The organism is Microbacterium sufflavum (assembly GCF_023101165.1).
GTDB classification, from domain to species: Bacteria; Actinomycetota; Actinomycetes; order Actinomycetales; family Microbacteriaceae; genus Microbacterium; species Microbacterium sufflavum.
On the sequence record NZ_CP078076.1, the window covers coordinates 2,022,063 to 2,046,960 of the forward strand.

At 72.1% G+C, this 24,898-nt stretch carries 20 protein-coding genes; 7 read left to right on the top strand and 13 right to left on the bottom strand.

Translation table 11 applies throughout. From position 1 onward, the window contains the following. Window positions 1-87: 87 nt before the first annotated feature. A complete protein-coding gene (locus tag KV394_RS09920) occupies window positions 88-900 on the top strand; it encodes a hypothetical protein (RefSeq protein WP_136031008.1) in 813 nt (270 codons plus the stop codon). Here the strand turns inward: KV394_RS09920 and KV394_RS09925 are convergent, their stop codons facing one another. The 5 genes from KV394_RS09925 to KV394_RS09945 all read right to left on the bottom strand — a co-directional run bounded on the left by KV394_RS09925 (window position 901) and on the right by KV394_RS09945 (window position 5,312). Further along, window positions 901-1,959 carry an alanine racemase gene (locus KV394_RS09925; protein WP_247981353.1) on the bottom strand — a complete coding sequence of 353 codons (1,059 nt, stop codon included), beginning with the start codon at window positions 1,957-1,959 and terminating at the stop codon, window positions 901-903. Beyond that, on the bottom strand, window positions 1,956-2,546 hold the full coding sequence (locus KV394_RS09930; RefSeq protein WP_247981354.1) for an alanine racemase C-terminal domain-containing protein: 591 nt from the start codon (window positions 2,544-2,546) through the stop codon (window positions 1,956-1,958). The genes KV394_RS09925 and KV394_RS09930 overlap by 4 nt, the downstream gene beginning before the upstream one ends. An 83-nt stretch (window positions 2,547-2,629) precedes the next feature. Then, complete coding sequence (locus KV394_RS09935; RefSeq protein ID WP_247981355.1) at window positions 2,630-3,655, bottom strand: sugar-transfer associated ATP-grasp domain-containing protein; 1,026 nt, start codon at window positions 3,653-3,655, stop codon at window positions 2,630-2,632. Then, window positions 3,652-4,635 (bottom strand): TauD/TfdA family dioxygenase, encoded by a 984-nt coding sequence (locus tag KV394_RS09940; RefSeq protein WP_136031003.1) that lies wholly within the window; start codon window positions 4,633-4,635, stop codon window positions 3,652-3,654. Before KV394_RS09940 ends, KV394_RS09935 begins: the two co-directional genes overlap by 4 nt. Before the next feature lie 218 nt (window positions 4,636-4,853). Next, window positions 4,854-5,312 carry a GNAT family N-acetyltransferase gene (locus KV394_RS09945; RefSeq protein WP_136031001.1) on the bottom strand — a complete coding sequence of 153 codons (459 nt, stop codon included), beginning with the start codon at window positions 5,310-5,312 and terminating at the stop codon, window positions 4,854-4,856. Window positions 5,313-5,487: 175 nt separating this feature from the next. On the opposite strand from KV394_RS09945, the gene KV394_RS09950 reads away from it, so the two are divergent. Continuing rightward, window positions 5,488-7,707, top strand: coding sequence for an NADP-dependent isocitrate dehydrogenase (locus KV394_RS09950; protein WP_136044221.1), 2,220 nt, complete (start codon window positions 5,488-5,490; stop codon window positions 7,705-7,707). A gap of 65 nt (window positions 7,708-7,772) precedes the next feature. Here KV394_RS09950 and KV394_RS09955 read toward each other — a convergent pair whose 3' ends face one another. Both KV394_RS09955 and KV394_RS09960 read right to left on the bottom strand, forming a co-directional pair. Next, window positions 7,773-9,263 (bottom strand): L,D-transpeptidase family protein, encoded by a 1,491-nt coding sequence (locus tag KV394_RS09955; RefSeq protein WP_247981356.1) that lies wholly within the window; start codon window positions 9,261-9,263, stop codon window positions 7,773-7,775. A 121-nt stretch (window positions 9,264-9,384) separates the two neighbouring features. Next, window positions 9,385-9,789, bottom strand: a complete 405-nt coding sequence (locus KV394_RS09960; RefSeq protein WP_136030997.1) for a RidA family protein — start codon at window positions 9,787-9,789, stop codon at window positions 9,385-9,387. A 25-nt stretch (window positions 9,790-9,814) separates the two neighbouring features. Here KV394_RS09960 and KV394_RS09965 point away from each other — a divergent pair, with 25 nt between their 5' ends. The 5 genes from KV394_RS09965 (at window position 9,815) to nagB (ending at window position 17,328) form a co-directional block, all read left to right on the top strand. Continuing rightward, entirely contained in the window at window positions 9,815-11,032 is a 1,218-nt protein-coding gene (locus tag KV394_RS09965) for an alanine racemase (protein ID WP_247981357.1), read from the top strand. Beyond that, window positions 11,023-14,292, top strand: a complete 3,270-nt coding sequence (locus KV394_RS09970) for a family 20 glycosylhydrolase (RefSeq protein ID WP_247981358.1) — start codon at window positions 11,023-11,025, stop codon at window positions 14,290-14,292. Before KV394_RS09965 ends, KV394_RS09970 begins: the two co-directional genes overlap by 10 nt. Window positions 14,293-14,371: 79 nt before the next feature. Continuing rightward, window positions 14,372-15,559 carry an ROK family transcriptional regulator gene (locus KV394_RS09975; RefSeq protein WP_136030992.1) on the top strand — a complete coding sequence of 396 codons (1,188 nt, stop codon included), beginning with the start codon at window positions 14,372-14,374 and terminating at the stop codon, window positions 15,557-15,559. A 31-nt stretch (window positions 15,560-15,590) separates the two neighbouring features. Beyond that, a complete protein-coding gene (locus KV394_RS09980; protein WP_247981359.1) occupies window positions 15,591-16,556 on the top strand; it encodes an ROK family protein in 966 nt (321 codons plus the stop codon). Next, on the top strand, window positions 16,549-17,328 hold the full coding sequence (gene nagB / locus KV394_RS09985; protein ID WP_136030990.1) for a glucosamine-6-phosphate deaminase: 780 nt from the start codon (window positions 16,549-16,551) through the stop codon (window positions 17,326-17,328). The genes KV394_RS09980 and nagB overlap by 8 nt, the downstream gene beginning before the upstream one ends. Before the next feature lie 7 nt (window positions 17,329-17,335). Here nagB and KV394_RS09990 read toward each other — a convergent pair whose 3' ends face one another. The 6 genes from KV394_RS09990 to KV394_RS10015 form a co-directional block, all read right to left on the bottom strand. Then, window positions 17,336-17,743, bottom strand: a complete 408-nt coding sequence (locus KV394_RS09990; RefSeq protein WP_247981360.1) for an NUDIX hydrolase — start codon at window positions 17,741-17,743, stop codon at window positions 17,336-17,338. Then, window positions 17,736-19,100, bottom strand: a complete 1,365-nt coding sequence (locus KV394_RS09995; protein WP_247981361.1) for an FAD-binding oxidoreductase — start codon at window positions 19,098-19,100, stop codon at window positions 17,736-17,738. The genes KV394_RS09990 and KV394_RS09995 overlap by 8 nt, the downstream gene beginning before the upstream one ends. 24 nt (window positions 19,101-19,124) lie before the next feature. Then, window positions 19,125-19,496, bottom strand: a complete 372-nt coding sequence (locus KV394_RS10000; RefSeq protein ID WP_136030984.1) for a YrdB family protein — start codon at window positions 19,494-19,496, stop codon at window positions 19,125-19,127. Window positions 19,497-19,505: 9 nt separating this feature from the next. Beyond that, entirely contained in the window at window positions 19,506-21,557 is a 2,052-nt protein-coding gene (locus KV394_RS10005; RefSeq protein ID WP_247981362.1) for a sigma-70 family RNA polymerase sigma factor, read from the bottom strand. 593 nt (window positions 21,558-22,150) lie between these two features. Continuing rightward, window positions 22,151-23,323, bottom strand: a complete 1,173-nt coding sequence (locus KV394_RS10010) for an N-acetylglucosamine-6-phosphate deacetylase (RefSeq protein ID WP_206251621.1) — start codon at window positions 23,321-23,323, stop codon at window positions 22,151-22,153. Then, window positions 23,320-24,831: a beta-N-acetylhexosaminidase gene (locus KV394_RS10015; RefSeq protein WP_247981363.1), complete on the bottom strand. Its 1,512-nt coding sequence runs from the start codon at window positions 24,829-24,831 to the stop codon at window positions 23,320-23,322. The genes KV394_RS10010 and KV394_RS10015 overlap by 4 nt, the downstream gene beginning before the upstream one ends. Between the last annotated feature and the right edge of the window lie 67 nt (window positions 24,832-24,898).

The window sequence follows — 24,898 nt, forward strand, 5'->3', positions numbered from 1 at the left end:
TCCGCGTGCGCGGAGGGCCCGGTCTCCCCGTGGAGGCCGGGCCCTCGGCGCATCGCCGCCGTCGGTACGGGTCGGTAGCATCGAGGTATGGACCCCGTGCTGCTCCTCGCCGAGTGGTGGTGGATCGCGCCGACCGCCGCCGCCGGCGCGACCGCTGGTGCGATCGGGCTGCGCCGCCGCAGCACACGGAGCGGGCGGCGGCTCGAGTACGACGCGGCCCGACATGATCTGCGGATCGCGCAGCAGACGGCGGTCGCTCGGCGCACGACGCTGAAGATCGCGCGCGCCGATCTCGCGAGGGTCACGGCGGAGCGCGCCGCGCAGCGGGCCACGGCCGAGCAGGTCGCGGGGGCGCGACGGATGCTGCGGGAGCGGGAGCGCGACGCACGCGCGGCGTCGGCGGAGGTGCGGGCTCGGCGGGTGCGGGTGAACGCGGCCCGTGCGGCGATCCCGGCCGGCTCGGCGCCGCGGCCGCTGGAGCGGCTGTACGCCGAGCACGACGCGGTCACGGCCCGGTGGATGCGGTACGAGACCGACCCTGCGCTGCAGATCGCGTATCCGGCGATGACCGACGTCAAGCGCCCGGAGACCGCCGCCTACCTGCGTGCCGCGGGCACGGCGGTGGAGGCGCGCCGCGGCACCACGGGGCGGATCACGGCGGCGGAGTTCGCCGCCTACCGCGACGCGGTCGCGGAGCTGGAGCGCGCGTTCGAGGCGGCGGAGCATGCGGCCAGGGTGCACGCGGGGGAGGCGCCGACCACTCCCGCGTGGCAGGACGCCGCGCACGACATGGTGAACCGCTCGGTCGAGGCGATCGACCGAGCCGCGGGAGCCGCCGCCTCGGCACTGGCCGCGTGGAGCAGCCGCCGCAGCCGCCCCCGGTCGGACGACGACGCCTGATCAGCCCGCACCGGGTCGACGCCCGGCTCGGTACTCGCGCGTGATCAGCGGGGAGAGCCGCACCAGGAGCTCTTCACCGACCGTGCCGATGAGTTCGGCCAGGCTCGTCGCGTCGAGCTCCCCGCGGGCGCCCGGCCCCCACACGGCCACCTCCTCGCCGATCGCCGCCCGCGGCCAGGGGCGCACCACGCTCTCGGTCGGCCCGATCCGCAGCACGCGTCTGGCCCCGGCGGCCGTCCCGACCTCGAAGCAGCCGGCGAGGGTCGAGGGGAGGCCGTCGAGACTGCCGATCCCGATCGTGACGGCCTCGGCGTCCACGCGGATCACCGGGGCGAGCAGCGTGGAGGCGAGGGCGATGTCGTCCGGCGGCGGCGCCCCCACCGACCGGATCCCGTACGCGAAGGCCCCGAAGCGCACCAGGTCGAAGCGGAACTCGGAGCGGGCGGCCCCCGCGGCGCTGGCAGCCAGATGCCGCACGGTCGGCGTGAGGCCCAGCGCCTCCGCCCGCTGCACCGCGTCCCGGAACGCGGCTCGCGCCAGGTCGTCGTCGCGGTCGCTCACCTCGGCGATGTGGCTCCAGATGCCCTCGACCCTGATCGCTCCCGCGGCCTCCAGCTCCGCCGCCCGCCGGACCACCTCGGTCCACTGCTCGGGGCGGATCCCGCTGCGATGCAGACCCGTGTCGATCTTGAGGTGCACGGGCTGCGGGCGACGCTGATTCACCTCGACGATACGTTCCAGGTAGTCGGCGTCACCCACCCCGAGGGTGACGCCCGCGCGCACCGCCGCCGCGATCTCGCTCCGGGTCATGGTCACCCACGCGAAGACCCGCGCGTCGGGGCCGGCGGCGGCGCGCGCGCGCACCGCGGTGGCGCTGTCGAACGCCCCGAACCAGCGCACCCCTTCGGCGGCCGCAGCCGTGACGACCCGTTCGAGCCCGTGTCCGTACGCGTCGCACTTCACGATCATCATGACCTCGGCGGGCGCGCTCCGGCGCTGCAGTTCGCGGATGTTGGCGCGCAGTCGGCGCAGATCCACGACCAGTCGGGGGAGGGTCATGGTGTCTCCTCTCGCGCGGCGCGCAGCCCGAGCGCGCACACGAGCTCGGCGGCCGTCCAGCCGGTGATGCGGGTCCAGTCGGCCAGTATGTGCCGCGCGGGACCGGGCCCGCCGAAGTACACGACCTCCTCATCGTGCCGGATCGGCGCGTGACCGATGTCGACGACGCACACGTCCATCGCCACCCGTCCGATGATCGGGAACAGCCGGCCGCGGATCTCGACGTCGGCCTCGTTCCCGAGCGCTCGGGGGATGCCGTGGCCGAACCCGCCGGTCACGAGCGCCACACGCGTGTCGGTGCCCGCATGGTGCGTGTGGTTGTACGACACCCCTTCGCCCGCCCGCAGCTCCTTGGTGGAGAGGACCCGCCCGGCGACGCGCATCACGGGCTCCGTGTCCGCACCGGGCCAGCCGAACAGGCGCGCGGGATCGATCGTCGCCGGCTCGTCGCACGGGGTCAGGCCCGACCGGGCCGCGCTGCGCCCGGCCGAGGCGTCGAAGATCGCGTGGCGGATACCGGCGTCGTGCGCGATCCCCGCGACCCAGGTCAGGCCGTGTCCCCACGCGTCCCGGCGCAGGTCGATCACCGGGACGCCGACGCTCGCCGCCGCCTGACGGTGCGCGTTCGAAGCGAGCGCGGCGCGGGAGAGGCGGGCACGGATCAGGGCGTTCAGAATCCCATCGCCTTCTGGAACCGGGGCCGGTGGCCGGTGCGGATACCGAGCACGCTCGGCTTCACCTCGTACACGCCCGTGCCCCAGTTCCCCTCGATGATCACCGGACCCGTCGGGGTGACCGCCACGTCCCATCCGACGTACTGCACCTGCGGCACGCGGCGGGCAGCCCGGTCGATCAGCGCGATCACCTCGTCGTACAGCGGCAACTGGAAATCGGCGATCCGGTAGCCCGTGTCGGGATGGAATCGGTGGACGTTGCCGTGCGAGTCGTAGCCGTCGCCGAGGGCGCGCCCGGTGTCCGCGTCGAGCATGGTGTAGAAGCCGCCCCAGTCCATCTGGTCGGCGGCCTGGCCGCGACCGAACTTCTGGGCGATGGACAGGATATGCGTCCGATGGCCGTCGAAGAACGCCGTGATGCGCGTGGAGTTGACGGTCCCCGGGCACACCGCCGACAGCGCGTCGTGCTGCACGATGTTCTCCTCGACGAGCAGCTCGCCGTTCTCCATCAGCCGGTGGTGGAACGCGTCCCAGTCGGAGACGTCTGCGCCGTGGTACCGGTGGATCGCATGGCCGGAGCGCCCGAGCTGCTGCTTGGTGATCAGCGTCTGGTGCCGGTCCGCGAACGAGCGCAGAGCGTCCGCATTGTCGTTGTCCAGCAGCATCCACTCCCGCCCCAACAGGTCGGAGAACACGCGCACGAACTCCCACTTGTCGTGGAAGATGTGCCGGTAGTCGGCGTGGTCGAACAGGTAGGACAGTCGATTCGACAGCGGATGCGTCATCATGGTGCGGCGCTCCGCCGCCGTGAGCATCGCGAAGTCGTAGTCGACGTAGTCCTGGAAGCCGACCTGGTGGAAGGCCGCCTCCCTGAGCATGTCGACGAGCACCGCAACCGTGCGCTGATCATGGTGCGCCGCCACCGCACGCGCACGGCGCATCAACGAACCCACGTCGATGCGCCGTGCGCGACCCAGCAGATAGCGGAGGCGGATCACGCCGGCGTGAACGGTCGAGCTCACTGCCCGGCGGGGTCGTTCTCGACGACGCGGGGGCGACGGGTGCGGCGTCCGGCCGACGCGCCGGGGTCACCCGTGATGATGACGCGCTGGAGCCAGCGGTCGGTGCCGTCGTAGCGCGGCTCGAAGCTGGTCCGGGCGTGGAGCACGCGACGGTTGTCGAACAGCAGCAGGTCGCCCGCCTTCAGATTCACGGCGATACGGGCGGCGTCCGCCGCGTCGTGGAAGCGCCGCAGCGCGGCGGCCGCCTCCTCGTCGCCCTCGACGGCGGCCGCGCAGTCCATGTCCACGCGCACGAAGCGCTCGCCGTCCTCGCCGTACAGGACCGGTCCACGGACCCCGTCCTCGGGGCGTCCCGTGCCGCCCGATGCCTTGTCGATGCCGTGCAGGAATCGGGGCTCGCGCAGGATCCGCTCGTCTTCCGGGCTCAGGACCACGCGGTCGATCGGAGCGAGGGCCGTGTCGGCGTTCACATCGCCGCGCACGCACAGCAGGCCCACGTAGTGCGGGTGGGCGTCGTCGAACGCGTCCTCCGTGTGCCAGTCGAGCAAGCCGCGGCTGCCCGTGCCGACCGCGTCGTATTCGTGGCCCTTCACCGGCGCGACGTTCTGGATCTGGGCGCCGGCGTGCTGGCGCGCGAACGCGAAGATCTCCCCCGCGGTTCCGGCGAGCGCGAGCAGCGTGGCCTCCGTGACGGGGTCCCGGTCCTGATTCTGGAACTCGAGCTGCCACCCCTCCGGGGTGCGCCCCATCTGCTCCTGGTCCACGGTGAAGCCGGTGAAGAGGACTGCGCCGTCGGGGACGTCGGCGGCCGCGAAGCGCCGGATGACCGCGACGGTGTCGGGGTCCTCCGCGGCGAGTGCGGCGGTCGCCGACGCCAGCAGGTCGTCGAAGGCCGCGTCGTCGCGGTAGATGCCGCGGCGCCCCACGGCGAGGGCGGAAAGGGCGTCGAGTGCCGCGGGAGCGAGGGCGTGCGTGATCATCGCGTCGCTCCCGTCGTCTCGATGGGCGCGCAGAGGCAGAGAGGCATGGTGAGCATGGGTATCGCTTTCTTCGAGGGGGGCCGCAGCTGCGGCTCGACAACGATACCAACTAAGGGGTAACACGTTACTGAGGACGGGCTGAGTCGCTACGGGAGGTGGCTCAGCCGGGGGCGACGGGGTCTCGATGGGGGAGGGGATTCGAGACCCCGCCGCCGGTCTCAGGGCTCGACGCGGATCTCGGCGATGACCTCGCCGTAGGCCGTCTCGCCGACCGGGGTGAAGCCGACGCGGCGGAAGAAGGCCTCCGGCCCCTCCTCGCCCGCCTCGTAGATGACGTTGACGTGGTCGACGCCGCGGCGGCGGGCCTCCTCGATGAGGCTCTCGACCGCGAAGCGACCGACCCCGCGGCCCTGGTCGTCGGCGTCGACGTTGATGCGCCACAGCACGGAGCGGAAGTGCTCCTCGGGGGCCTCGTCGTCGAAGTTCGCGCTGACGAAGCCGACGACCTCGTTGCGGTCGAGGATGACGCGCTGCCACGACGTCTGCGGGTTGATCACGGTTGCCGCGATGCCGTACGACACCGGAGCGAGGAACTGCTCCTGTCCGGGCTTGAGCGACAGGTTGTTCACGGCGACGATCGTCGCAGCGGAGAGTTCGACCATGCGCAGTTCGGACATGCCCCCAGGCTAGCCCCTCCCGGCGGACTCGACACGTCCCGGCTGAACATTTTCGGACCGGCGGAGGCGGGCGCACACCGTCGGCGGGAGGCGTCCAGCGGGCGGGCGGGGCGTCGAGCGCGCTCGGGGTATCTTGGTATCGAGACAAATCGCCCCGTGAACGGAGAACCTCCCGGTGACCGACGACGCCATCATCTACACGTACACCGACGAGGCACCGGCACTGGCCACCGCCTCGTTCCTGCCCATCATCCAGGCCTACACCGGCCAGGCAGGCATCGAGGTCGAGACGCGGGACATCTCCCTGGCCGGCCGTATCCTCGCCGCCTTCCCGCAGAAGCTCGCGCCGGAGCAGCAGGTCGGCGACGCGCTGGCCGAGCTGGGTGGCCTGGCCACTCTTCCCGAGGCCAACATCATCAAGCTGCCGAACATCTCGGCCTCGATCCCGCAGCTCAAGGCCGCCATCGCCGAACTGCAGCAGCAGGGATACGACATCCCCGACTTCCCCGACGAGCCCACGTCGCTCGAGGAGAAGGACGTGCGGGCGCGGTACGACCGCATCAAGGGTTCCGCGGTGAACCCGGTGCTGCGCGAGGGCAACAGCGACCGCCGGGCCCCGCTGGCCGTGAAGAACTACGCCAAGAAGCACCCGCACCGCAACAAGCCGTTCGCGGAGGGGTCGAAGACTCGTGTGGCCACGCTCGGTCACGACGACTTCAAGCACAACGAGCGCTCGTGGGTCGCCGCCCATGACGACGTCCTCTCGTTCCGTCACACCGCGAAGGACGGCACCGTCACGATCCTGAAGGAAGGCCTCAAGGTCCTCCCGCGCGAGATCATCGACGCCACCTTCCTGTCCGCGAAGGAGCTCGACGCCTTCCTCGCCGAGACGCTCGAGGCCGCCAAGGCGGACGACGTGCTGTACTCGGTGCACCTCAAGGCCACCATGATGAAGGTCAGCGACCCGATCATCTTCGGCCACGTCGTGAAGGCGTTCTTCAAGGACGTCTTCGACCAGTACGGCACGCAGCTGGCCGAAGCCGGACTCAGCGCGAACGACGGCCTCGGCTCGATCCTCGCGGGGCTGGCCGACGTCGCGAACGGCGACGAGATCGCCGCCGCGTTCGACAAGGCCATCGCCGAGGGGCCGCGCCTGTCGTACGTGAACTCCGACAAGGGGATCACGAACCTCCACGTGCCGAGCGATGTCATCGTCGACGCGTCCATGCCCGCGCTCGTCCGCAACGGCGGGAAGCTGTGGGGCAAGGACGGCGAGGAGGCCGACACGATCGCCGTGATCCCCGACTCCTCCTACGCGAGCGTCTACCAGGCGGTCATCGACGACGTGATCGCGAACGGCCCGCTCGACCCGGCCACGATCGGCACCGTCCCGAACGTCGGGCTCATGGCGCAGGCGGCCGAGGAGTACGGCAGCCACGACAAGACCTTCGAGATCGCGGAGGACGGCATCGTCCAGGTGCTCGACAGCGAGGGCACCGTGCTCATCGAGCACGAGGTCGGCAAGGGCGACATCTGGCGCGCGACCCAGACGAAGCACATCCCGGTCATGGACTGGGTGAAGCTCGCGGTCTCGCGCGCCCGTGCGACCGGAGCGCCCGCCGTGTTCTGGCTCGACGCCAACCGCTCGCACGACGCGCAGATCATCGCGAAGGTGCACCAGGGTCTGGCGACGCTCGACACCAAGGGGCTCACGATCACGATCCTCGCGCCGGAGGAGGCGACGCGCTACACGCTCGCCCGCATGCGTCATGGCCTGGACACCATCTCGGTGACCGGCAACGTGCTGCGCGACTATCTGACCGACCTGTTCCCGATCCTCGAGGTCGGAACGAGCGCCAAGATGCTCTCGATCGTCCCGCTGCTCGCGGGCGGCGGGCTGTTCGAGACCGGCGCCGGCGGCTCCGCCCCGAAGCACGTGCAGCAGCTCGTCGAGGAGAACTACCTGCGCTGGGACTCGCTGGGCGAGTTCTTCGCGCTCGCGGCCTCGCTCGAGCACTTCGCCGACCGCACGGGCAACGAGAAGGCCCGCGTGCTCGCCGAGACGCTCGACGCCGCGACCGGCACCTTCCTGGAGGAAGACCGTTCGCCCGGTCGGGCGCTCGGCACGATCGACAACCGGGGCAGCCACTTCTACCTCGGCCTGTACTGGGCGCAGGAGCTGGCGAAGCAGACGAAGGACCCCGAGCTGGCCGCGGCATTCGCCCCGGTCGCCGAGAAGCTCGCCGCGAACGAGGAGGCCATCGTCTCCGAGCTCAACGCGGTGCAGGGCAAGCCGGCCGAGATCGGCGGCTACTACCGTCCGGACGAGAAGCTCGTGGCCGCTGTCATGCGCCCGTCCGCGACGCTGAACGAGATCGTCGACGCCCTGCGCTGAGATACGAGAAGGGGGCGGATGCTGCGGCATCCGCCCCCTTCTCGTATCCGCCGGCCCGAGGTGCGTCAGTTGTGGACGGAGACCTCGAGGCCCACGGGCGACCAGTCGTAGACGTACTTCGCGAGGTCGATCGGCAGGTTCACGCAGCCGTGGCTCATGCGGTTGCCGAAGTTGTTGTGCCAGTACGTGCCGTGGAAGCCGATGTTCGTGGTGAACCAGGTTATCCACGGGACGTTCTCGGTGCAGTACGGGGCGCCGGGGTAGCAGCCCATGTCCTGCATGCGCGTGTGGGCGAAGACCTTGAAGTTGCCCGTCGGCGTCGGAGTGCCGGGCAGCCCGGTCGAGACGGCCCACGACTTCACGACCGCATTGTTCTCGTACAGCGTGGCCCGCTGCGAGCCCAGGTCGATGTCGATGCGACGGAACAGGTTGACCGTCTCGAACGGCGTCTCGGTGACGGTCAGCGCGAACACACCGTCGCCGGCGGCGAGCTGGGTCGCGAACTGCTCCGCGATCTGGGAGGTGTCACCCAGCGCGCGTCCGGTGACGCCCTCCTGCTCGGCGCGCAGCACGGTGCCGGCCGAGTCGACGATGACGGTCGCATTGACCGGGGCGCGGTCGACCGCGGCCGGAAGCGCGTCGACGGTCGCCTGGATCGCCTGCGGGTCGGCCTGGATGCGCAGCTGACCTTCGTCGTCCACGACGGTCAGCCAGGAGGCGGCCGTGGCGGGGTCGATCGGGACCGTGCGCTCCTCGCCGACGTAGAAGCCGATCGTGGCGAGCATGGTGTTGAGTTCGCTCGCCGTGGCGGTCGCGTCGGCGTCACTCACGGCGGGAAGGGCTTCGGCGGGGCCGCCCGGATACTCGAAGGAGGTGCGACCGTCGCCGACCGCGTCGACGAACGCCGTGCCGAGGTCGCCGAGGTCGATGCCGGTGCCGGCTTCCGAAGGCGTGATCGTGTACGCGCCGGTCGCGGCGTCGAACACGACTCCCGCATCGACCGGGTCGACGAAACTCGCGGGAACGGCGTCCCGCAGGGCGGCCGTGGCCTTCTCGGGGTCGAGGGTGATGTCGGCCGGTACCGGGTCTCCCATCCAGGACCCGAGGTTCCAGAGCGGGTGGGCGGCGAAGGCGGCATCGGCCAGGGCGGTGGCATCGGCCGTGGCGCCCAGGTCGGCGCCCGTGAGGACCGCGCCGTCGCCCTCACCCGTGAGCGTGACCTCCGTCTGCGCCAGGTGCGTGCTGATCGCGTCGGCGGCGGCGCCCGGCGTCATCCATCCGACGGGGATGCCCGCGACGGTCGTCCCGGGTGCGATGAGGATCGCGGAGGCCGCTCCCGCGCCGAGCAGGACGACTCCGACGCCGAGACCGATCCACAGGCCGAGGCGGCGCTTCTTGGGAGACGGTTCGATCGGAGCCCAGGCCAGGGGCTGCTCACCGGTGTGCGGCGGAACCGTCTCGGTGGGCGTATCCGCGGGCGCGAGCACGCTGGTGGGCGTGCCGTCGTCGGCAGGAGCTCCCGTCGCAGCGCCCGGTACGGAAATCACATCGGTCACGAACTACACCCCCCGCGGTTCTGACGCATCCAGTCTCTCAATGGTACGGGATGGCAGGTAACGGGGAGGCAACGGTCTGCTACCCTGCCTCCCCGTTCTCCGGACACGTCCGGCTGCGCGGTCAGTCGATGACGGCGAGACCGTCGATCTCGACGAGCATCTCCTCGCGCGGAAGGCCGGTGAAGACGGTGGTGCGCGAGGGCAGGACCCCGCTCGTCGTGTGCGCCTCGACGAACGCGCCGTAGGCCTCGTTCATGATGGGGAAGTCCTCGCGCTTGGTCAGGTAGACGCGGAGCATCACGACGTCGTCGAACGTGGCGCCGGACGCCTCGACGATCGCCTTGACGTTCTCGAGCGTGCGGGTGGTCTGTGCCGCGACATCGCCGGGGTGGAGGTACTCGTTCGTGACGGGGTCGACCGGGCCCTGGCCGGAGACCTGCACGATCGGGCCCTTGCGCACTCCCTGCGAGAAGGTGTGGGCGGGGGCGGGGGCGGCGTCGGTCGAAACTCGTGTCTTCGCGGTCATGCCGCCAGCCTAGTAGCCTTGTTAGATGCCTCTACAAATTCCGGATCCCGTTCTCGGCGCCTGGGCGAAGGGGTTCCCGGCGCGCGCCGCAGGGCTGCGGCTCTCCGAGGTCGGGCAGGCCGGACTGCACCTCTCCGACCTGGTCACGCCGGTGCTCACGGTGCACGCCGACGCGCTGACGCACAACGAGCAGACCGTGTTCGCGTGGGCCGCACAGCAGGGCGTGGGCCTGGCCCCGCACGGCAAGACCACGATGGCCCCCGCGCTGTGGCAGCGGCTGCTCGACGCGGGCGCCTGGGGCATCTCCGTCGCGACGCCCTGGCAAGCGGAAGTGGCCGTGACCGCCGGAGTGCCGACCGTCCTGATCGCCAACGCGGTCACGGATGCCGCTGCCGCCCGTCGCCTCGGCGAACTGCTCGCCGCCGACCACGACCTGCGGATCCTGTGCTGGGCGGACGCGGTCGACGGCGTCCGCATCCTCGCCGATGCCCTCTCCGATGCTGCCCGCCCCCTCGACGTGCTCGTGGAGCTGGGCGGCGCGCACGGACGCACGGGTGCCCGCAGCGTGGAGGAGGGCGAGCGCATCGCCGCCGCGATCGCCGCCGCACCGGGCCTGCGCCTCGCCGGAGTGACCGGATACGAGGGGCCGTTCGGGCCGGATCGGTCCGCGGCGTCGGTCGCCGCGGTCGACGCCTACCTGGACACCCTGGTCGAGCTGCACCGCCGACTCGACTACCCGGAGGGGCCTCGTCCGGTCGTGAGCGCGGGCGGGAGCTCCTTCCCCGACCGGGCCGCCGCCGTGCTGTCGCCGCTCGCTCCCGAGGCCGACGTGGTGCTGCGCTCCGGAGCGTTCCAGATCCACGACGACGGGTTCTACGCCCGGATGTCGCCCTTCGGCCCGCTGACCGGTACGGCACCGCTGCGGTCGGCCATGCACGCCTGGTCGCGCGTGGTCTCCCAGCCCGAGGATGCCCTGGCGCTGCTCGACGCCGGACGCCGTGACGTGCCGTTCGACCTCGACCTGCCGGTGCCGCAGAGCGTCGAGGGCGAGATCACGGCGCTCAACGATCAACATGCTTTCCTGCGGCTCGCGGACGGCGCCGCGGCCGCGGTCGGCGAGGTCGTGCGGCTCGGGCTCTCGCACCCGTGCACCGCGTTCGACAAGTGGCGGGTGGTCGCGGTGATCGACGATCCCGACGCGGACGACCCTCGAGTGATCGGAGCGGTGGCGACGTGCTTCTGAGTGCGGAGAAGGCAGCGGCCGGGCTGGTCAGGGTCTACCGCTCGGCCACGGTCGTCGACGGCTCCGGTGCGCCGCGGTTCACAGCCGACGTGGCGGTGGAGGGCGCGCGGATCGTCGCGGTCGTGCCCGAAGGGGAGGACGCACAGCTCGAGCTGCCCGAGGGCGGCGTGGAGGTGGAGGCCTCCGGCCTCGTGCTCGCGCCCGGCTTCATCGACATGCATGCGCACAGCGACCTCGCGGTGCTGAGCGGTGCCGCGCACGACGCGAAGATCCGTCAGGGCGTGACCTGCGAGGTGCTCGGCCAGGACGGCCTCGGGTACGCGCCGCTCGACGACGCGACAGCCGCGGTGATCCCCGCGCAGATCGCGGGGTGGAACGGCCTGCCCACCACGGTGCCGTGGCGGTCGATGAGCGATCTGCTGGCAGAGATCGACGCCGCCGCGGTCGCGAACGCCGCGGTGCTCGTTCCGCAGGGGAACCTCCGGATGATGGTGGTCGGGCACGAGAACCGCGCGGCGACCGCGGAGGAGATCGAGGCGATGGCCGCGCTGCTCGGCGAGGCTCTGGACGCAGGGGCGTTCGGCATGTCGAGCGGCCTGACCTATACACCGGGCATGTACGCCGACACCGCGGAGCTCGAGGCCCTGTGCCGTGTGGTCGCCGAGCGCGGGGGATACTGGGCGCCGCACACCCGCAGTTACGGCGCGGCCGCGTTGGATGCGTACCGCGAGGCCGTCGAGATCGGCCGTCGCACGGGTTGCCCGGTGCACCTGACGCACGCCACGATGAACTTCGCCCCCAACCGCGGCCGGGCCGACGAGCTGCTCGAGATCGTCGACGCGGCGATCGCGGACGGCGTCGACGTGACGCTCGACACCTATCCGTATCTCCCCGGCGCGACCACGCTCTCTGCCCTGTTGCCCAGCCGGCTGGCGGCGTCGGGCGACCTGCTGGCCGCCATCGCCGGGCTGGATGCCGAGGGGCGCGAGGCCGTCCGCGTGGAGCTGGAGGAGCTCGGCTGCGACGGCTTCCACGGGGAGCGTGCCGACTGGTCGGCCATCCAGATCTCCGGCACCGCGAATCCGGCTCTCGCGGGCCTCGTCGGCCGCACGGTCGCCGAGATCGCGAACGACTCGGGGCGGCGGGCCGTCGACGTGGTGCTCGACACCATCCTCGAGGACGCCGGGGCGACCGGCGTGCTGATGCACATCGGCGATGAGGACAACGTGCGCGCGATCATGCGGCACCCGCGGCATTCCGGCGGCAGTGACGGCATCCTGATCGGGGCTCGTCCGCACCCTCGCGGCCGCGGCACGTTCGCGCGCTACCTGGGGCATTACGTGCGCGAGCTCGGGGTGCTGACGCTGGAGGAGGCCGTGCGCCACCTCTCGGGCAACCCCGCGGCCCGTCTGGGACTCGACCGCGGCGATGCGCCTCGCGGGATCATCCGCGTCGGCGCCACCGCAGACCTGGTGCTGTTCGATCCGCTCACGGTCGCCGCGGGCGCCACGTTCGAGGAGCCGCATCGGCCGCCGATCGGCGTCCACGAGGTGCTGGTGGCGGGCGTGCCCGTGGTCCTGGACGGCGTCGTGACCGGTGCCGTCGCCGGACGGGCCCTGCGCCTGCCGCCGCCCGCGCACCGGGCGACCGTGCCGGCGATCGCGGCGCACGTCGATGCCGCGGCTGCTCGGTTCGCGTGGCGGCCGGACACCCCGATCGACGCGGTGCCCGAGCTGTCCGCGTCCGTCGACTGGCTGGGCGGGGGAGGCCAGGGGACCGGTCAGGGCATCCGTCTCACGCTGGATGACGCCCTCGGGGCCGCGGCCGCCCGCGCCGGCCGCGTGGGGGACGAGGCGTTCCGCGTGACCGTGTCCGCCGACGGGGTCGAGATCCGCGGTGCGAGTCCGCTCGGGGTCTCCCGGGGCGCCACCGTGCTGCGGCAGCTGCGCGACCCCGACGCCCCTGCGCAGGCCGAGGTGCTGCTTCCGGCCGGTGTGTGGGAGGGGGCGCCGGCGTACGGCTGGCGCGGCGTCATGCTCGACGTGGCGCGGCACTTCCGCCCGGTCGACGACGTGCGGCGCCTGATCGACCTGCTGGCGCTGCACCACCTGAACATCCTGCAGCTGCACCTCACCGACGATCAGGGCTGGCGGTTCGAAGTGCCCGGCTACCCGCGGTTGACGGAGGTCAGCGCGCGACGGGAGGCCACCCAGCGCGGGCACGGGCCCGAGGCCACGGTCGAGCCCGGCGTGCACGAGGGCTTCTACACGACGGACGAGCTGCGCGACCTCGTCCGTTATGCGGCGGAGCGCGGCGTGACCCTGGTGCCGGAGGTCGAGCTGCCCGGGCACATCCAGGCCGCGCTGGCCGCGTACCCCGAGCTCGGCAACACCGATGTGGGCGTGCCGGCGAGCGGCCCGTGGGAGCGGTTCGGCGTGAACGCACGCACGCTCGCCCCGACGGAGGCCTCGCTGGCGTTCGGCCGTGCGGCGATCGATGCCCTCTGCGACGTGTTCGACGCGGAGTGGATCGGGATCGGCGGCGACGAGGTGCCCGTGACGGAGTGGGCGCAGAGCGAGGCGGCGGCGGAGCGGATGCGCGCGCTGGGCCTGGCGACGCCGCACGACGTGCAGCCCTGGTTCACCGCGCACTTCGTGGCGCACGTGCGCTCGCGGGGGCGGACGGCGCTCGCGTGGGACGAGGTGCTGGAGGGCGAGGTGCCGGAGGGCGTGCGCATCCTCGCGTGGCGCGGACCCGTCGCGATGCGCGAGGCGCTGAGCCGCGGGATCCCCGTGGTGGCGTGCCCCGACCTGGAGGTCTACCTCGACTATCCGCAGTCGGAGTCGCCCGAGGAGCCGATCAGGGTGGGACCCCCGCTGCCGCTCGCCCGCGCGTACTCGCTCCGGATCGAGGACGGTGCGGTGGGCGGTCAGGCGAACGTGTGGAGCGAGCACCTGCCCAGCCGGGACCGCGTGGACTTCGCGATGTTCCCGCGGCTCGCCGCGATCGCCGAGCGGCTGTGGGAGGGCGGGGAACCGAGGCCGTTCGCGGACTTCATGCGGCGGCTTCCGACGCATCTGCGTCGCCTGGCGGCGGCGGGGGTGCGGTATCGTCCGCTGGATGGCCCGTCCCCGGATCAGCGCCGCCCCGGCGTTCCGGGAAAGCCGCTGACGGTGGAGGCGCGCGAGGCCATCGTCGCGGGGCTGGTGGAGCGGCTCCTGGACGGTTCTGCGGCACGGGCCCGCGCGGCTCGAAAGTAATGTAACGTTTCGGTAACCCTGGCCGCGGCCTCGCGGGCAGAGGTTGCGCAATTTTTGTTCGTAAGGTCTACTAACAAACATGTCCGTTTCGGATGATCAGCGCCCCGCGGCGACGACAGACTTCGTCGCCGCGAACGCGCACGCCTTCGGGCCCGCGCGGCACCTGCGCTCGCGAACCAAGGTGCTCCCCGAGCACGCCCGCGGACACAACCGCGCCCTCGTGCTGCAGACGCTGTACCACTCCGGAGCGATGAGTCGCGCCGACCTCTCCCGGGAGACCGGACTGACCCGGGTCACGATCTCCGACCTCGTCGCGGAGTTCATCGCCGACGGCATCGTGATCGAGATGGGCGTCCGCGAGGCGGTGGGTCCGGGGAAGCCGCCGATCCTCATCGACATCGACCGCGCCGGGCACCAGATCGTCGGCCTCGACCTGTCGGGTCCGAACGCTTTCGAGGGAGCCGTGCTGAGCCTCGACGGCGACGTGCTGGAGCGCCGCCAGGTGCCTCGCCCGGAGCGCCCGGACGGGGAGGCCGCCTACGCCGCGCTCCGCGAGCTCGCACAGAGCCTCGTCGACGCCGCCACGCGCCCCGTGCTCGGCGTCGGCATCGGCACGCCGGGCGTCGTGCGACCGGACGGTCTGGTGCTGAGCTCGCCCAACCTCGGCTGGACCGACTTCCCGCTCGAGGCGAAGCTCGGCGCCGAGCTCGACCTGCCCGTCCTCGCGCGCAACGACGCGAACGCCGCTGTCCTCGCGGAATACACCTTCGGCGAGGCGAAGGCCGACTTCATGCTCATCAAGATCGGCCGAGGCGTGGGTGCCGGCCTCATCACGGGCAGCCAGCCGCTGCTGGGCAGTCGCTTCGCCGCGGGGGAGATCGGACACGTGGTCGTCGGCACCGATGGCGGCCCGCGCTGCGCCTGCGGCAAGATCGGCTGCCTGGAGGCCTGGCTCAGCGTCAGCCGGATGCGGGAGGCCCTCGACGCCGACCCCTCGGCGCGCGAGGACATCCTGCGCGACGCCGGCACGCGCATGGCCATCGCCATCGCCCCGATCGTCGCCGCGCTCGACCTGTCCGAGGTCGTCCTCTCCGGCCCGGCGGAACTGCTCGACGGCACGCTGATCGACGCCGCGGTCGAGACCCTGCACGCGCGCACCTTGGAGGGCGTGTTCGAAGACGTGATGGTGCGGCTCACGCATCAGGACGACATCGTGCTCCGCGGAGCCGCGGTCATGGTGCTCTCCGGGCAGCTGGGGGTGTCGTGACCTCCGCGACCACGACCGAGACCGGCATCCGATGACCGGAACCGCTGCCGCCGACCTGCCCGGTCGGCCGATTCGTGTTGGCCTGGATGTCGGCGGAACCAAGATCGACGCCGTCGCCGTCGACCCCGCCGGTGAGATCCTCGGACGCCTGCGCCGCGCCACGGGCTGGGGCGAGGACGCCGTCGTCGACAGCATCGTGTCGACCGTCGTCGCCCTCGCCGATGAGACCGGGGTCCCGCTGTCGGCCGTCGGGTCCGTCGGTGTGGGCATCCCCGGGCTGGTCGATGCGGACGCGGGGCGCGTCGTGCACGCCGTCAACCTCGGGGTCGAGTCGCTCGACCTGGCCGACCGGGCGGAGCGAGCGCTCGGCGTGCCGTTCCGCGTCGAGAACGACGTGAAGGCGGCGGCGCTCGGAGCTGCCGTGCTCAGCGGCGTGAGCGGTTCGATGGCGTACCTGAACCTCGGCACCGGTGTGGCCGCGGGCATCGTCGTGGACGGTAGCATCTGGCGAGGATCGCGCGGGACCGCCGGCGAGGTCGGCCACATCTCGGTCGACCCGCACGGACGCCTGTGCGGGTGCGGACAGCGCGGTTGCGTGGAGACGTTCTGCGGCGGCGGCGCACTCGCCAAGGCCTGGGGTCGACCCGGCGCGCTGCCGGTCAGGGACATCTTCGACGCCGCCGATGCCGGCGACCCGCTGGCGCTCGCGCTGCGTGACGACCTCTTCTTCGGCGCGGCCGCCGCGGTCCGCGTGCTGGTGCTGTCGGCCGACGTCGAGACGGTGGTGATCGGGGGCGGCCTCACGGCCATGGGAAGCCGCCTCGACGAAGGCATCAGGGCCGCACTGCACGCCGGCGCCGAGGCGTCACCGTTCGCGAGGTCTCTGCGCCTGGATGAGAGAATCGAACTGCTCCCCGCGGGTTCCCCCGCCGCCGCACTCGGCGCCGCTCTGGTGGGCGCATCCATTTCTGAGAAGGAGATCGTTCCGCATGGCTGAGGTCGTCATCGTCGAGAGTCCCGAGGCCGCCGGTGCGCTGGTCGCCACCGAGATCGTGGAGCTGATCGACCGTCGTCCGGACGCCGTCCTCGGCCTGGCCACGGGCTCCACGCCGCTGCCGGTCTACCAGGCCCTGCGCGCGCAGCTCGCCGGGCGCGACGTCTCCCGGGTGCGCGGCTTCGCCCTCGACGAGTACGTCGGCATCGACCCCGCCCACCCCGAGAGCTACCGCTCCGTGATCACCCGTGAGGTCGTCGAGCCCCTGGGCCTCGACCCGCAGCGCATCCACGTGCCCAACGGCGCGGAGGCGACCATCCAGCACGCGGGTGAGGACTACGAGGCCGCCATCCAGGAGGCGGGCGGCGTCGACCTGCAGATCCTCGGCATCGGCACCGACGGGCACATCGGCTTCAACGAGCCCGGCTCCTCCTTCGCGTCGCGCACCCGGGTGAAGACCCTCACCGAGCAGACGCGCGAGGACAACGCCCGCTTCTTCGACTCGATCGACGATGTCCCCATGCACTGCATCACGCAGGGTCTTGGCACGATCCTTCAGGCCAGGCACCTCGTGCTCCTCGCGTTCGGCGAGGGCAAGGCGGAGGCGGTCGCCGGAGCGGTCGAGGGTCCGCTGACGGCCCTGCTGCCCGGCTCGGCGATCCAGCTCCACCCGCATGCGACGATCGTGGTCGACGAGGCGGCGGCCTCCCGGCTGCAGCTCGCCGACTACTACCGGTACACGTTCGCGAACAAGCCGGCCTGGCAGGGGATCTGACCCCGACTCACCGGGTCGCGGCCGGCCAGGCGAGGGGGAGCAGGTGCTCCACGCTCAGCGGCGCCAGCGGCAGCGTCTCCGCGTCTTCCGGGGTGATCCATCGCAGCTCCGCGAGCTCGGCCTGCACCCGCACCCCGGCCGGGTCGATCGCTGCGGTGAAAGCATCGGCGACGACCCGGTGACCCGGTTCGTTCGCGGCGGCGGACACGAACCGTCCGAGCGGACGGAGGTCGCTCTCGCGCAGTGCCACGCCGAGTTCCTCGCGCAGTTCGCGGATGAGGGTCTGCGCGGCGCTCTCGCCGGGCTCCGGCTTGCCTCCAGGCTGCATGAACCTGGTCGTGCCGTGCTTGCGGACCACCAGCACGCGGCCCTGGTCGTCGACGATCACCGCCGCGCTCACGTGGATGTCAGGCATCGGGGACGAACACCTTCCCTGGGTTGAGGATCCCGAGCGGATCGAAGACGGCGGCGATCTCGCGCTGCAGCCGCCACTGGTCGTCGCCGAGCTCCTCCGCAAGCCAGCGCCGCTTGAGCACCCCGATGCCGTGCTCGCCCGTGAGCGTGCCGCCCAGGCGGATCGCCGCGCGGAACAGCTCGTCGGCGGCGGCCCAGACGTGTGCCGGGGTCTCGGGTCCCTCGAACACGAAGTTCGGGTGCAGATTGCCGTCCCCCGCGTGCGCGACCGTGGGGATCACGAGACCGTACTCGCGCTCGATGCGGGCGATCTCGTCGAACATCGCCGGCATGGCGCTCCGCGGCACGGAGACGTCTTCGATCAGGGTGGTGCCGAGGGAGGCCATCGCGGCGTGCATGGACCGGCGGATCGCAAGCAGCCGCTCGCCCTCCGCGCGATCGTGCGACACCTCGGTGACGCCGTCGTTGGCGCGCAGGATGGCGTCGATCGCGTCGGCCTCGGCGGCCGCCGCAGGCCCGTCGGTCTGGATGGTCAGCTGCGCGGTGCCGGGCGTCGGCGCCGGCAGGCCGAGCAGAGCGTGCACGGCCGCGAGGCTCGGGGCGTCCATGAGCTCCATGATCGCGGGCTGCACCCCGGCGGCGGTCACGGCGGCTGAGGCGGCGGCCGCGGCGCGGACACCGGGGAACAGAGCCGTCACAGTGCAGCTCTCGCCGGGGACGAGCCGCCGGAGCTTGAGCGTCGCGCCGACCACGACGCCGAGGATGCCCTCCGAACCCACGACGAGAGCCGTCAGGTCGAGGCCCGTGACGCCCTTGACGCTGCGATGCCCCAGGTGCAGAAGCCGCCCGTCGGCCAGTACGAGGTCGACGCCGAGGACGGCATCCCGCACGACGCCGTACTTCGCGCAGAGCAGTCCTCCCGCGCCCGTGGCGATGTTGCCACCGACCGTCGAGATGTCGCGGCTCGCGGGGTCGGGTGCCCACCACAGGCCGAAGGACGCGAGGTGGGCATTGAGCTCGGCGTTGAGGATGCCGGGCTCGACCACGGCCAGCAGATCGTCGGGGCGGACCTCGTGGATCGCCGCCATGCGTCGCAGCGACAGCACGATCTCACCCTCGCCCGCGTTGGCCGCCCCGGCGAGGCCCGTGCCGGCGCCGCGGACCACCACGGGCGTGCGCGTCGCCGAGGCGATGCGCAGGGTCTCCTGCACGTGCTCCACGCGCTCGGCGTGCACGATCGCCAGCGGGCGCCCCGCGGCGGCATGGCCGGAGCGGTCGGAGCGCGCCAGTTCGAGCGCGTCCTCGTCGGTGTCGACGAGGACGCCGAGCGCCTGCTGCAGCAGCGGGACGACGCTCACGACGGGATGCTCACGACGGCGAGTTCACGTCAGGGCGCGGCGACCGCTCAGAACACCGGCGACCACGGCGACGAGGGCGAAGGCGGTGCCGATCAGGGCCTGGCCCATGGACCACCACGCGATCGTCACGCCCACGTAGATGAGCAGTTCGACCAGCGCACGCAGGAACGGGTGCACGCGCAGCACGGGGCGGGGCGACAGGAACAGTGCCCACAGCAGCAGGGCCGTGACCGGCGCGCCGATGCCGATCACGATGTTCCACGGCAGGTCCCAGCTCGCGAAGCCCCACAGGGCGAGAGAGGCGATCGCCGCGATCAGGACGACGACGCGCACGAGGTCGAGCGCGGTCAGCGCCTGACGTTCGACGCCGGGGACGGGGGCGGGATCCGGAGTCATGACTCCAGTCTATTCGGCGATCGTCGAGCCCTCTGCCGCCGCAGCGACGGGCTCGGAGAGGGTCGCGACGGCCTCGACGGGAGCCGGTGCAGTCTCGGCCGGTGCAGCCTCGACCGGGGCCGGAACCGACGCGGGCTCGACGGGGGCCGACGCGGGCTCGACGGGGGCCGGTGCGGGCTCGACGGGGGCCGGAGCGGGCTCGGCCGGAGCGGGCTCCGCGTCAGCCGGTGCCGGAGAGGGCGCTGTCTCGTCGGGGACGACAGCCGCATCCGCCGCGGCCGTCGTGTCGCCGACGGGCGCGGTGTCCTCGGCGGGCTGCTCCGGGACGACGGGCGTCTCGAGCGCGAGGGACAGCAGCGTGGTGTCTGTCGAGGCCCCCGGTCCGTCCGGGAACACGTAGCGGAAGGTGACCGTGGTGGTGTCCGCGTTCCACAGCTGACGCGCGGTCGGGCGGAGATCGATGGTCCCCGTGCCGGCATCATCCAGCGTGATGCTGTCGCCGCCACCGGTGGCGCCGTCGATCAGCGCCTCCACCTGAAGACCCGGGGCTCCGGAGACGGGCACCGTGTAGTGCAGCTGGATCCCGGTGAAGGAGATGGTCGCGGCGCTCCACTGCGGCCCCTCCGTCGGCTTCGCGGGCTCGACCGGGTCCGTGGGATCGGTCGGGTCCGTGGGGTCCGTGGGATCGGTCGGGTCCGTGGGGTCGGTCGGATCTGTCGGGTCGGTGGGGTCGGTCGGGTCCACCTGCTCGGGCGGCGCGATCGGTGCGACGGGTTGCGCCGACGGGACGACGACGGTGCCGGACTGCTCGGTCGGCTGCGGTGTCGGCACCTCGGCGGCCGGAGGAGCGGGAGGTTCCTCCGCGGGCGCCTCGATCACGATGGGCTCGTCGAGCCCGAGCGACGTGTCGGGCGCGATGTCGGTCGTGATCGAGGAGTCGCCGTCCGCGGCGCTCGGGAGCGACGTCGCGGGGCTGGCGCCGGCGAGACCGGGAACGATCGCGGCAGCGGTGACGACCCCGGCGACCACCAGTGCGGCCGACCCCGCGCCGACCAGCGCTCCCATGCCCGTGAACGCCCCTCCGGTGCTCGCGCTTCCACCGCCGGCGCTGCTGCCCCCCGCGGAGCCGGACCCACCGGACGCGCCGGAACCGGACGCGGCGACACCCGTTGCCGCGTGCCCCGCCCCGCCATCGCCGACCAGCACGCCGCCGGCGATGCTCGACGGCATGGCCGCCATCGCGACGATCGGAGCGCCACCGCCCTGCAGGGTCGCGAGGTAGCCACCGGCACCCGCGACGCCGAGCACCAGCGGCAGCATGACGAGCGCGAGGCGCATCGAGACGTCCTTGGCCTCGGCGGCGACGATCATGCAGCGCGCGCACTCGTCGAGGTGGAGTTCGAGGCGCTTGTGGTCGCGCGTGCCGAGGTTGCCGCGGGAGTACGCGCCGAGGTGCTCGATCGTCCACTGGCAGTCCGACCCGGGGGTCGCGCTGCGCAGGTGCGCCTGGATCCACGCCTCGCGCAGACCCTCGCGCGCGCGGAACGCGAGCTGGGAGACGGCGCCCGCCTTCATGCCGAGCAGCGGTGCGACCTCCTGCGGCTTCATCTGCTCGATCTCGGTGTACCAGAGCACTTCCTGCCAGCGCGAGGGAAGGCTGCGGAATGCCTGCGCCGTCAGGCTGCGGTCGAGCGCCTCGTTGGAGGCGTTCTCGGTGCTGCTCGGGTCGGCCACCGTGTCGAGCTCGTCGATCGCGGTCTCGCGGCGCGAGCGTCCCCACGCGGCGGCGGTGTTGCGGATGCTCGTGAACAGGTAGGCGCGGAACGACCCGTTGGGCCCACCGCCCTTGGCGATCGCCTGGTAGATGCGGGTGTACGCCTCCTGCACCAGATCGTCCGGGTCGATCGACGAGGTCACCGATCGTGCGACGGCGATGCCGGACGGGTAGTGACGCTTCCAGAGTTCGCCGAACGCCGTCGTGTCGCCGGAGCGGGTGCGGAGGATCAGGTCGGCATCGCCGATGGGCTCGTCAGGTGTGGTGTTCTCTCGGTGCACAATCATCCATCTGTCCCGGGGCGCGGATCGGCCCTCAGGGGAAGAGACGCGCGAGCGCGCGTCTTATTACGCGGTACGACGATTGTCCCGCGAAAGTCCTGATAAGGCCACCCCTTCGTGCTCTGTTCGAAGGAGATCCATCGGGTTCTGTCATTCGGCATCCAGCCCCGAAAACTTTTTCCGAAGTCGCGTAATGAACTGGAGATCGCTTCGTCTCATCCCGTAGAGACAGCCATGCGAACTCCACCGGGGGGCGGAGTTCAGGCTCTGATGCGGGGGGTTCTGCATCAGGGGAAGGGTCGAGGTCCTCGGGGGAGGAGCCCTCGGCCCCGCCCGCTCGACACGGGAGGGAACGGGCCGCCGATCTGGGGAGAACGGCGGCCCACCATCCCGCTCTACGGGAGAGACAGTCGCCGATCTGGGGAGTCCGGCGCCGGTCTTTCCCGCTCTATGGGAGAGGGGCCGCCGATCTGGGGAGAACGGCGGCCCACCATCCCGCTCTACGGGAGAGACAGTCGCCGATCTGGGGAGTCCGGCGGGTGTCACGACCTGTTCGATCGGAGGCCGCAGCGCTGCGCGTCGCGCGGAGTGCTGTCCTTCTAGGCGGACAGTGCCTGGCCCGTCCAGACCCGCGCGACGCGCAGCCTCGCATCGAGCAGCACGGCGTCACCGAGCATGCCCGCGCGCAGCGCGCCGAGACGCGTGTGCCGTCCGACGGCCCTCGCCGGTGTCTCGGTGAGCGCGCGCACCGCCTCGGTCAGGGGCACCCCCGCGCGTACGGCGCGCTGCAGTGCCACATCCTGCGTGAGCGTCGACCCGGCGATCGAGCCCGTGTCGTCGGCGCGCGCCACCCCGTCGAGGACCGTCACGCGAACGGCGCCGAGGTCGTACTGCCCGTCGGCGCTGCCCGCGGCGGCCATGGCGTCGGTGATCAGCGCGACCCTGGTCGGCGCCGCGTCGAACACGAGCTTCACGACAGCGGGGTCGAGGTGGATGTCGTCCGCGATCGCCTCGAGGATCACCCGGTGATCGGCGGCCGCGGCGAGCACGGGGCCAGGGGCGCGGTGGTGGATGCCGTTCATCGCGTTGAACGCGTGGGTGAGGATCGACGCTCCCGCCTCGAACGCCGCGATCGCCATGTCGGCGTCGGCGTCGGTGTGCCCCACGGCGGCCGCTGCGCCGGAGGCGACGATCTGCCGCACGGCGTCCAGCCCACCCGGCAGCTCCGGCGCGATCGTCACCTGGCGCACGGTGCCGCGCCCCGCGTCCAGCAGCCGGGCGACGTCCCGCTCGGAGGGGTGGCGCAGCAGCGACGGCTCGTGCGCGCCGTGGTGGCCGGGGTCGAGGAACGGGCCCTCGAGGTGCGAGCCGAGCACGTCGACGTCGGTCTCGGTCAAGTCGGCGATGGTCGCGACGCTCTCCGCCAGTGCGTCGAGCGTTCCGGTCACCAGCGAGATGACGGCGCGGGTCGTGCCGTGCGCGCGGTGCAGGTCGCGCCCGGTCCGGATCGCGTCGATGCCGTCGTCGTACGCGGCACCGGCGCCGCCGTGGCCGTGGATGTCGATGAAGCCGGGGGTCAGCACGGCGCCGGGACCTGCGGCCTCCGCCGCGTCGACCACCTCGTCCGCGGACTCCCACTCCGACCCGGTGCCGCGCGAGACGACGACGCCGTTCTCGATGCGGACCCATCCGTCGTCGGTGACCTCACCGCGGTCGACGATGCGGGCGGAGTGGACGACCAGCGAGCCGGTCGCGGAGGAGTGGGTGGTCAACGTTCGCTCCAGGGGATGTCGGCGGCGGGGTGGAAATCGACCCCCTCAGCCTTCCACAGCGGCGCGAGTCGTCCGACCCGCGCCCGGAACGACTCCCAGCTCCGACCGGCACCCTCGCGCGGGGACCACGCGACCTCGGCCTGGGCCGCCGCGCGGGGGAACACCAGCTGCTCGACCTCGTCGAGCGTGCGGGTGGTCTCCGACCACAGGGGCGCCTCCACGCCGAGGATCGCGGACTCCGGCACGTCGAGCACCGCGGTCGGCTCCCACTCGTAGGCGGAGCGGACGTCGATGATCGCCGCCCACGTGAGCCCCAGCGGGAAGTCCTCGGTGTACTTCATGTCGAGGTAGGTCACGTTCGCGGCGGACATGATCAGCGCGCCACCGCGCTCGACGAAGTGCGCGGCCTCCGCCGCGTGCGTGCCCTCCGGCGTGGTCTTGCCCCAGTACTGTCCGACGGTCCCCTCGGCGATGTTCGCGGCGGAGCCCATCTCGTGCCAGGCGACGGGGGTCTTGCCCTCCGCGACCACGATCGCCGTCGCGCGCTCGGCGAACAGGTCGAAGTCGGCCTGCGGGGTGCCGAGCGACTCGTCGCCGCCGATGTGGATGTACGGACCGGGCGTCATCTCGGCGAGCTCCCGGACGACGTCGCGCACGAAGTCGTAGGTGCGCTCCTCGTGGATGCGCACGCTGGAGTGGCCGACGCCCCATCCGAGATACGTCTCGCCGGCGACCGGGAGCGGCTGCCCGAGCCGCTCGGAGTCGGCGACGAGGGCGTCGTTCAGCACCGGCTCCTCGACGAGCTCCGGATAGGCGACGCCGATCGCGTGCGTGTGTCCCGGCAGGTCGATCTCGGGGATCACGATCATGTGCCGCGTCGCGGCGTAGGCGACGATCTCGCGGTAGTCGTCCTTCGTGTAGAAGCCGCCGGGGTGACCGTCGACCGAGGTCGTGGCCGCACGCTCGGTCAGCAGCGGCCAGGCGTCGATGTGCACCCGCCAGCCCTGGTCGTCGCTCAGGTGCAGGTGGAGGTGGTTGTACTTCAGGGCGCTCGTGCTGTCGATGAAGCGCTTCACGTCGTCGACGCCGAAGAAGTGGCGCGCCACGTCGAGCATCACGCCCCGGCGCGCGAACCGCGGGGCGTCGGCGATCTCCACGTGCGGCAGCGCCCAGCCTCCGGCGTCCTCGCGCAGCAGCTGCAGCAGCGTCTGGACGCCGTAGAACAGTCCGGCCTCGTCGTCGCCGGTGACCACCGCGCGGTCGTCGATCCGCAGCGTGTACCCCTCGGCAGCCGCGACACCGCTGTCGAGGCGCAGCTCGATATCTGCCGGCCCTTCGGCGGCCGTTTCCAGCCGCAGGCCGGTGCGGCGCTCGACCGCGGCGGCGAGCTGCGCGGCGGCGGGGGAGGAGCCCTGGATGCGGGACGTGGAGGTGATCGCGAGGCGGCCGTCGCCGACGGTGGCGGAGGCGGGGGCGGGCACGAGGGGGAGCTCGAGAGGAAAGACCATGAACAAAACCTATCGGCCGCGGACGCCCAGGGGAACAGCGGAATCGAAACGATTCTGCGTGGCCGGT

Excerpts from the sequence above, each read along its gene's own strand:
- KV394_RS09920 (WP_136031008.1), top strand. The coding sequence starts at position 88 with ATGGACCCCGTGCTGCTCCTCGCCGAGTGGTGGTGGATCGCGCCGACC.
- KV394_RS09925 (WP_247981353.1), bottom strand. The coding sequence starts at position 1,959 with ATGACCCTCCCCCGACTGGTCGTGGATCTGCGCCGACTGCGCGCCAAC.
- KV394_RS09940 (WP_136031003.1), bottom strand. The coding sequence starts at position 4,635 with ATGATCACGCACGCCCTCGCTCCCGCGGCACTCGACGCCCTTTCCGCC.
- KV394_RS09945 (WP_136031001.1), bottom strand. The coding sequence starts at position 5,312 with ATGTCCGAACTGCGCATGGTCGAACTCTCCGCTGCGACGATCGTCGCC.
- KV394_RS09960 (WP_136030997.1), bottom strand. The coding sequence starts at position 9,789 with ATGACCGCGAAGACACGAGTTTCGACCGACGCCGCCCCCGCCCCCGCC.
- KV394_RS09965 (WP_247981357.1), top strand. The coding sequence starts at position 9,815 with ATGCCTCTACAAATTCCGGATCCCGTTCTCGGCGCCTGGGCGAAGGGG.
- KV394_RS09975 (WP_136030992.1), top strand. The coding sequence starts at position 14,372 with ATGTCCGTTTCGGATGATCAGCGCCCCGCGGCGACGACAGACTTCGTC.
- KV394_RS09980 (WP_247981359.1), top strand. The coding sequence starts at position 15,591 with ATGACCGGAACCGCTGCCGCCGACCTGCCCGGTCGGCCGATTCGTGTT.
- nagB (WP_136030990.1), top strand. The coding sequence starts at position 16,549 with ATGGCTGAGGTCGTCATCGTCGAGAGTCCCGAGGCCGCCGGTGCGCTG.
- KV394_RS09990 (WP_247981360.1), bottom strand. The coding sequence starts at position 17,743 with ATGCCTGACATCCACGTGAGCGCGGCGGTGATCGTCGACGACCAGGGC.
- KV394_RS10000 (WP_136030984.1), bottom strand. The coding sequence starts at position 19,496 with ATGACTCCGGATCCCGCCCCCGTCCCCGGCGTCGAACGTCAGGCGCTG.
- KV394_RS10005 (WP_247981362.1), bottom strand. The coding sequence starts at position 21,557 with ATGATTGTGCACCGAGAGAACACCACACCTGACGAGCCCATCGGCGAT.
- KV394_RS10015 (WP_247981363.1), bottom strand. The coding sequence starts at position 24,831 with ATGGTCTTTCCTCTCGAGCTCCCCCTCGTGCCCGCCCCCGCCTCCGCC.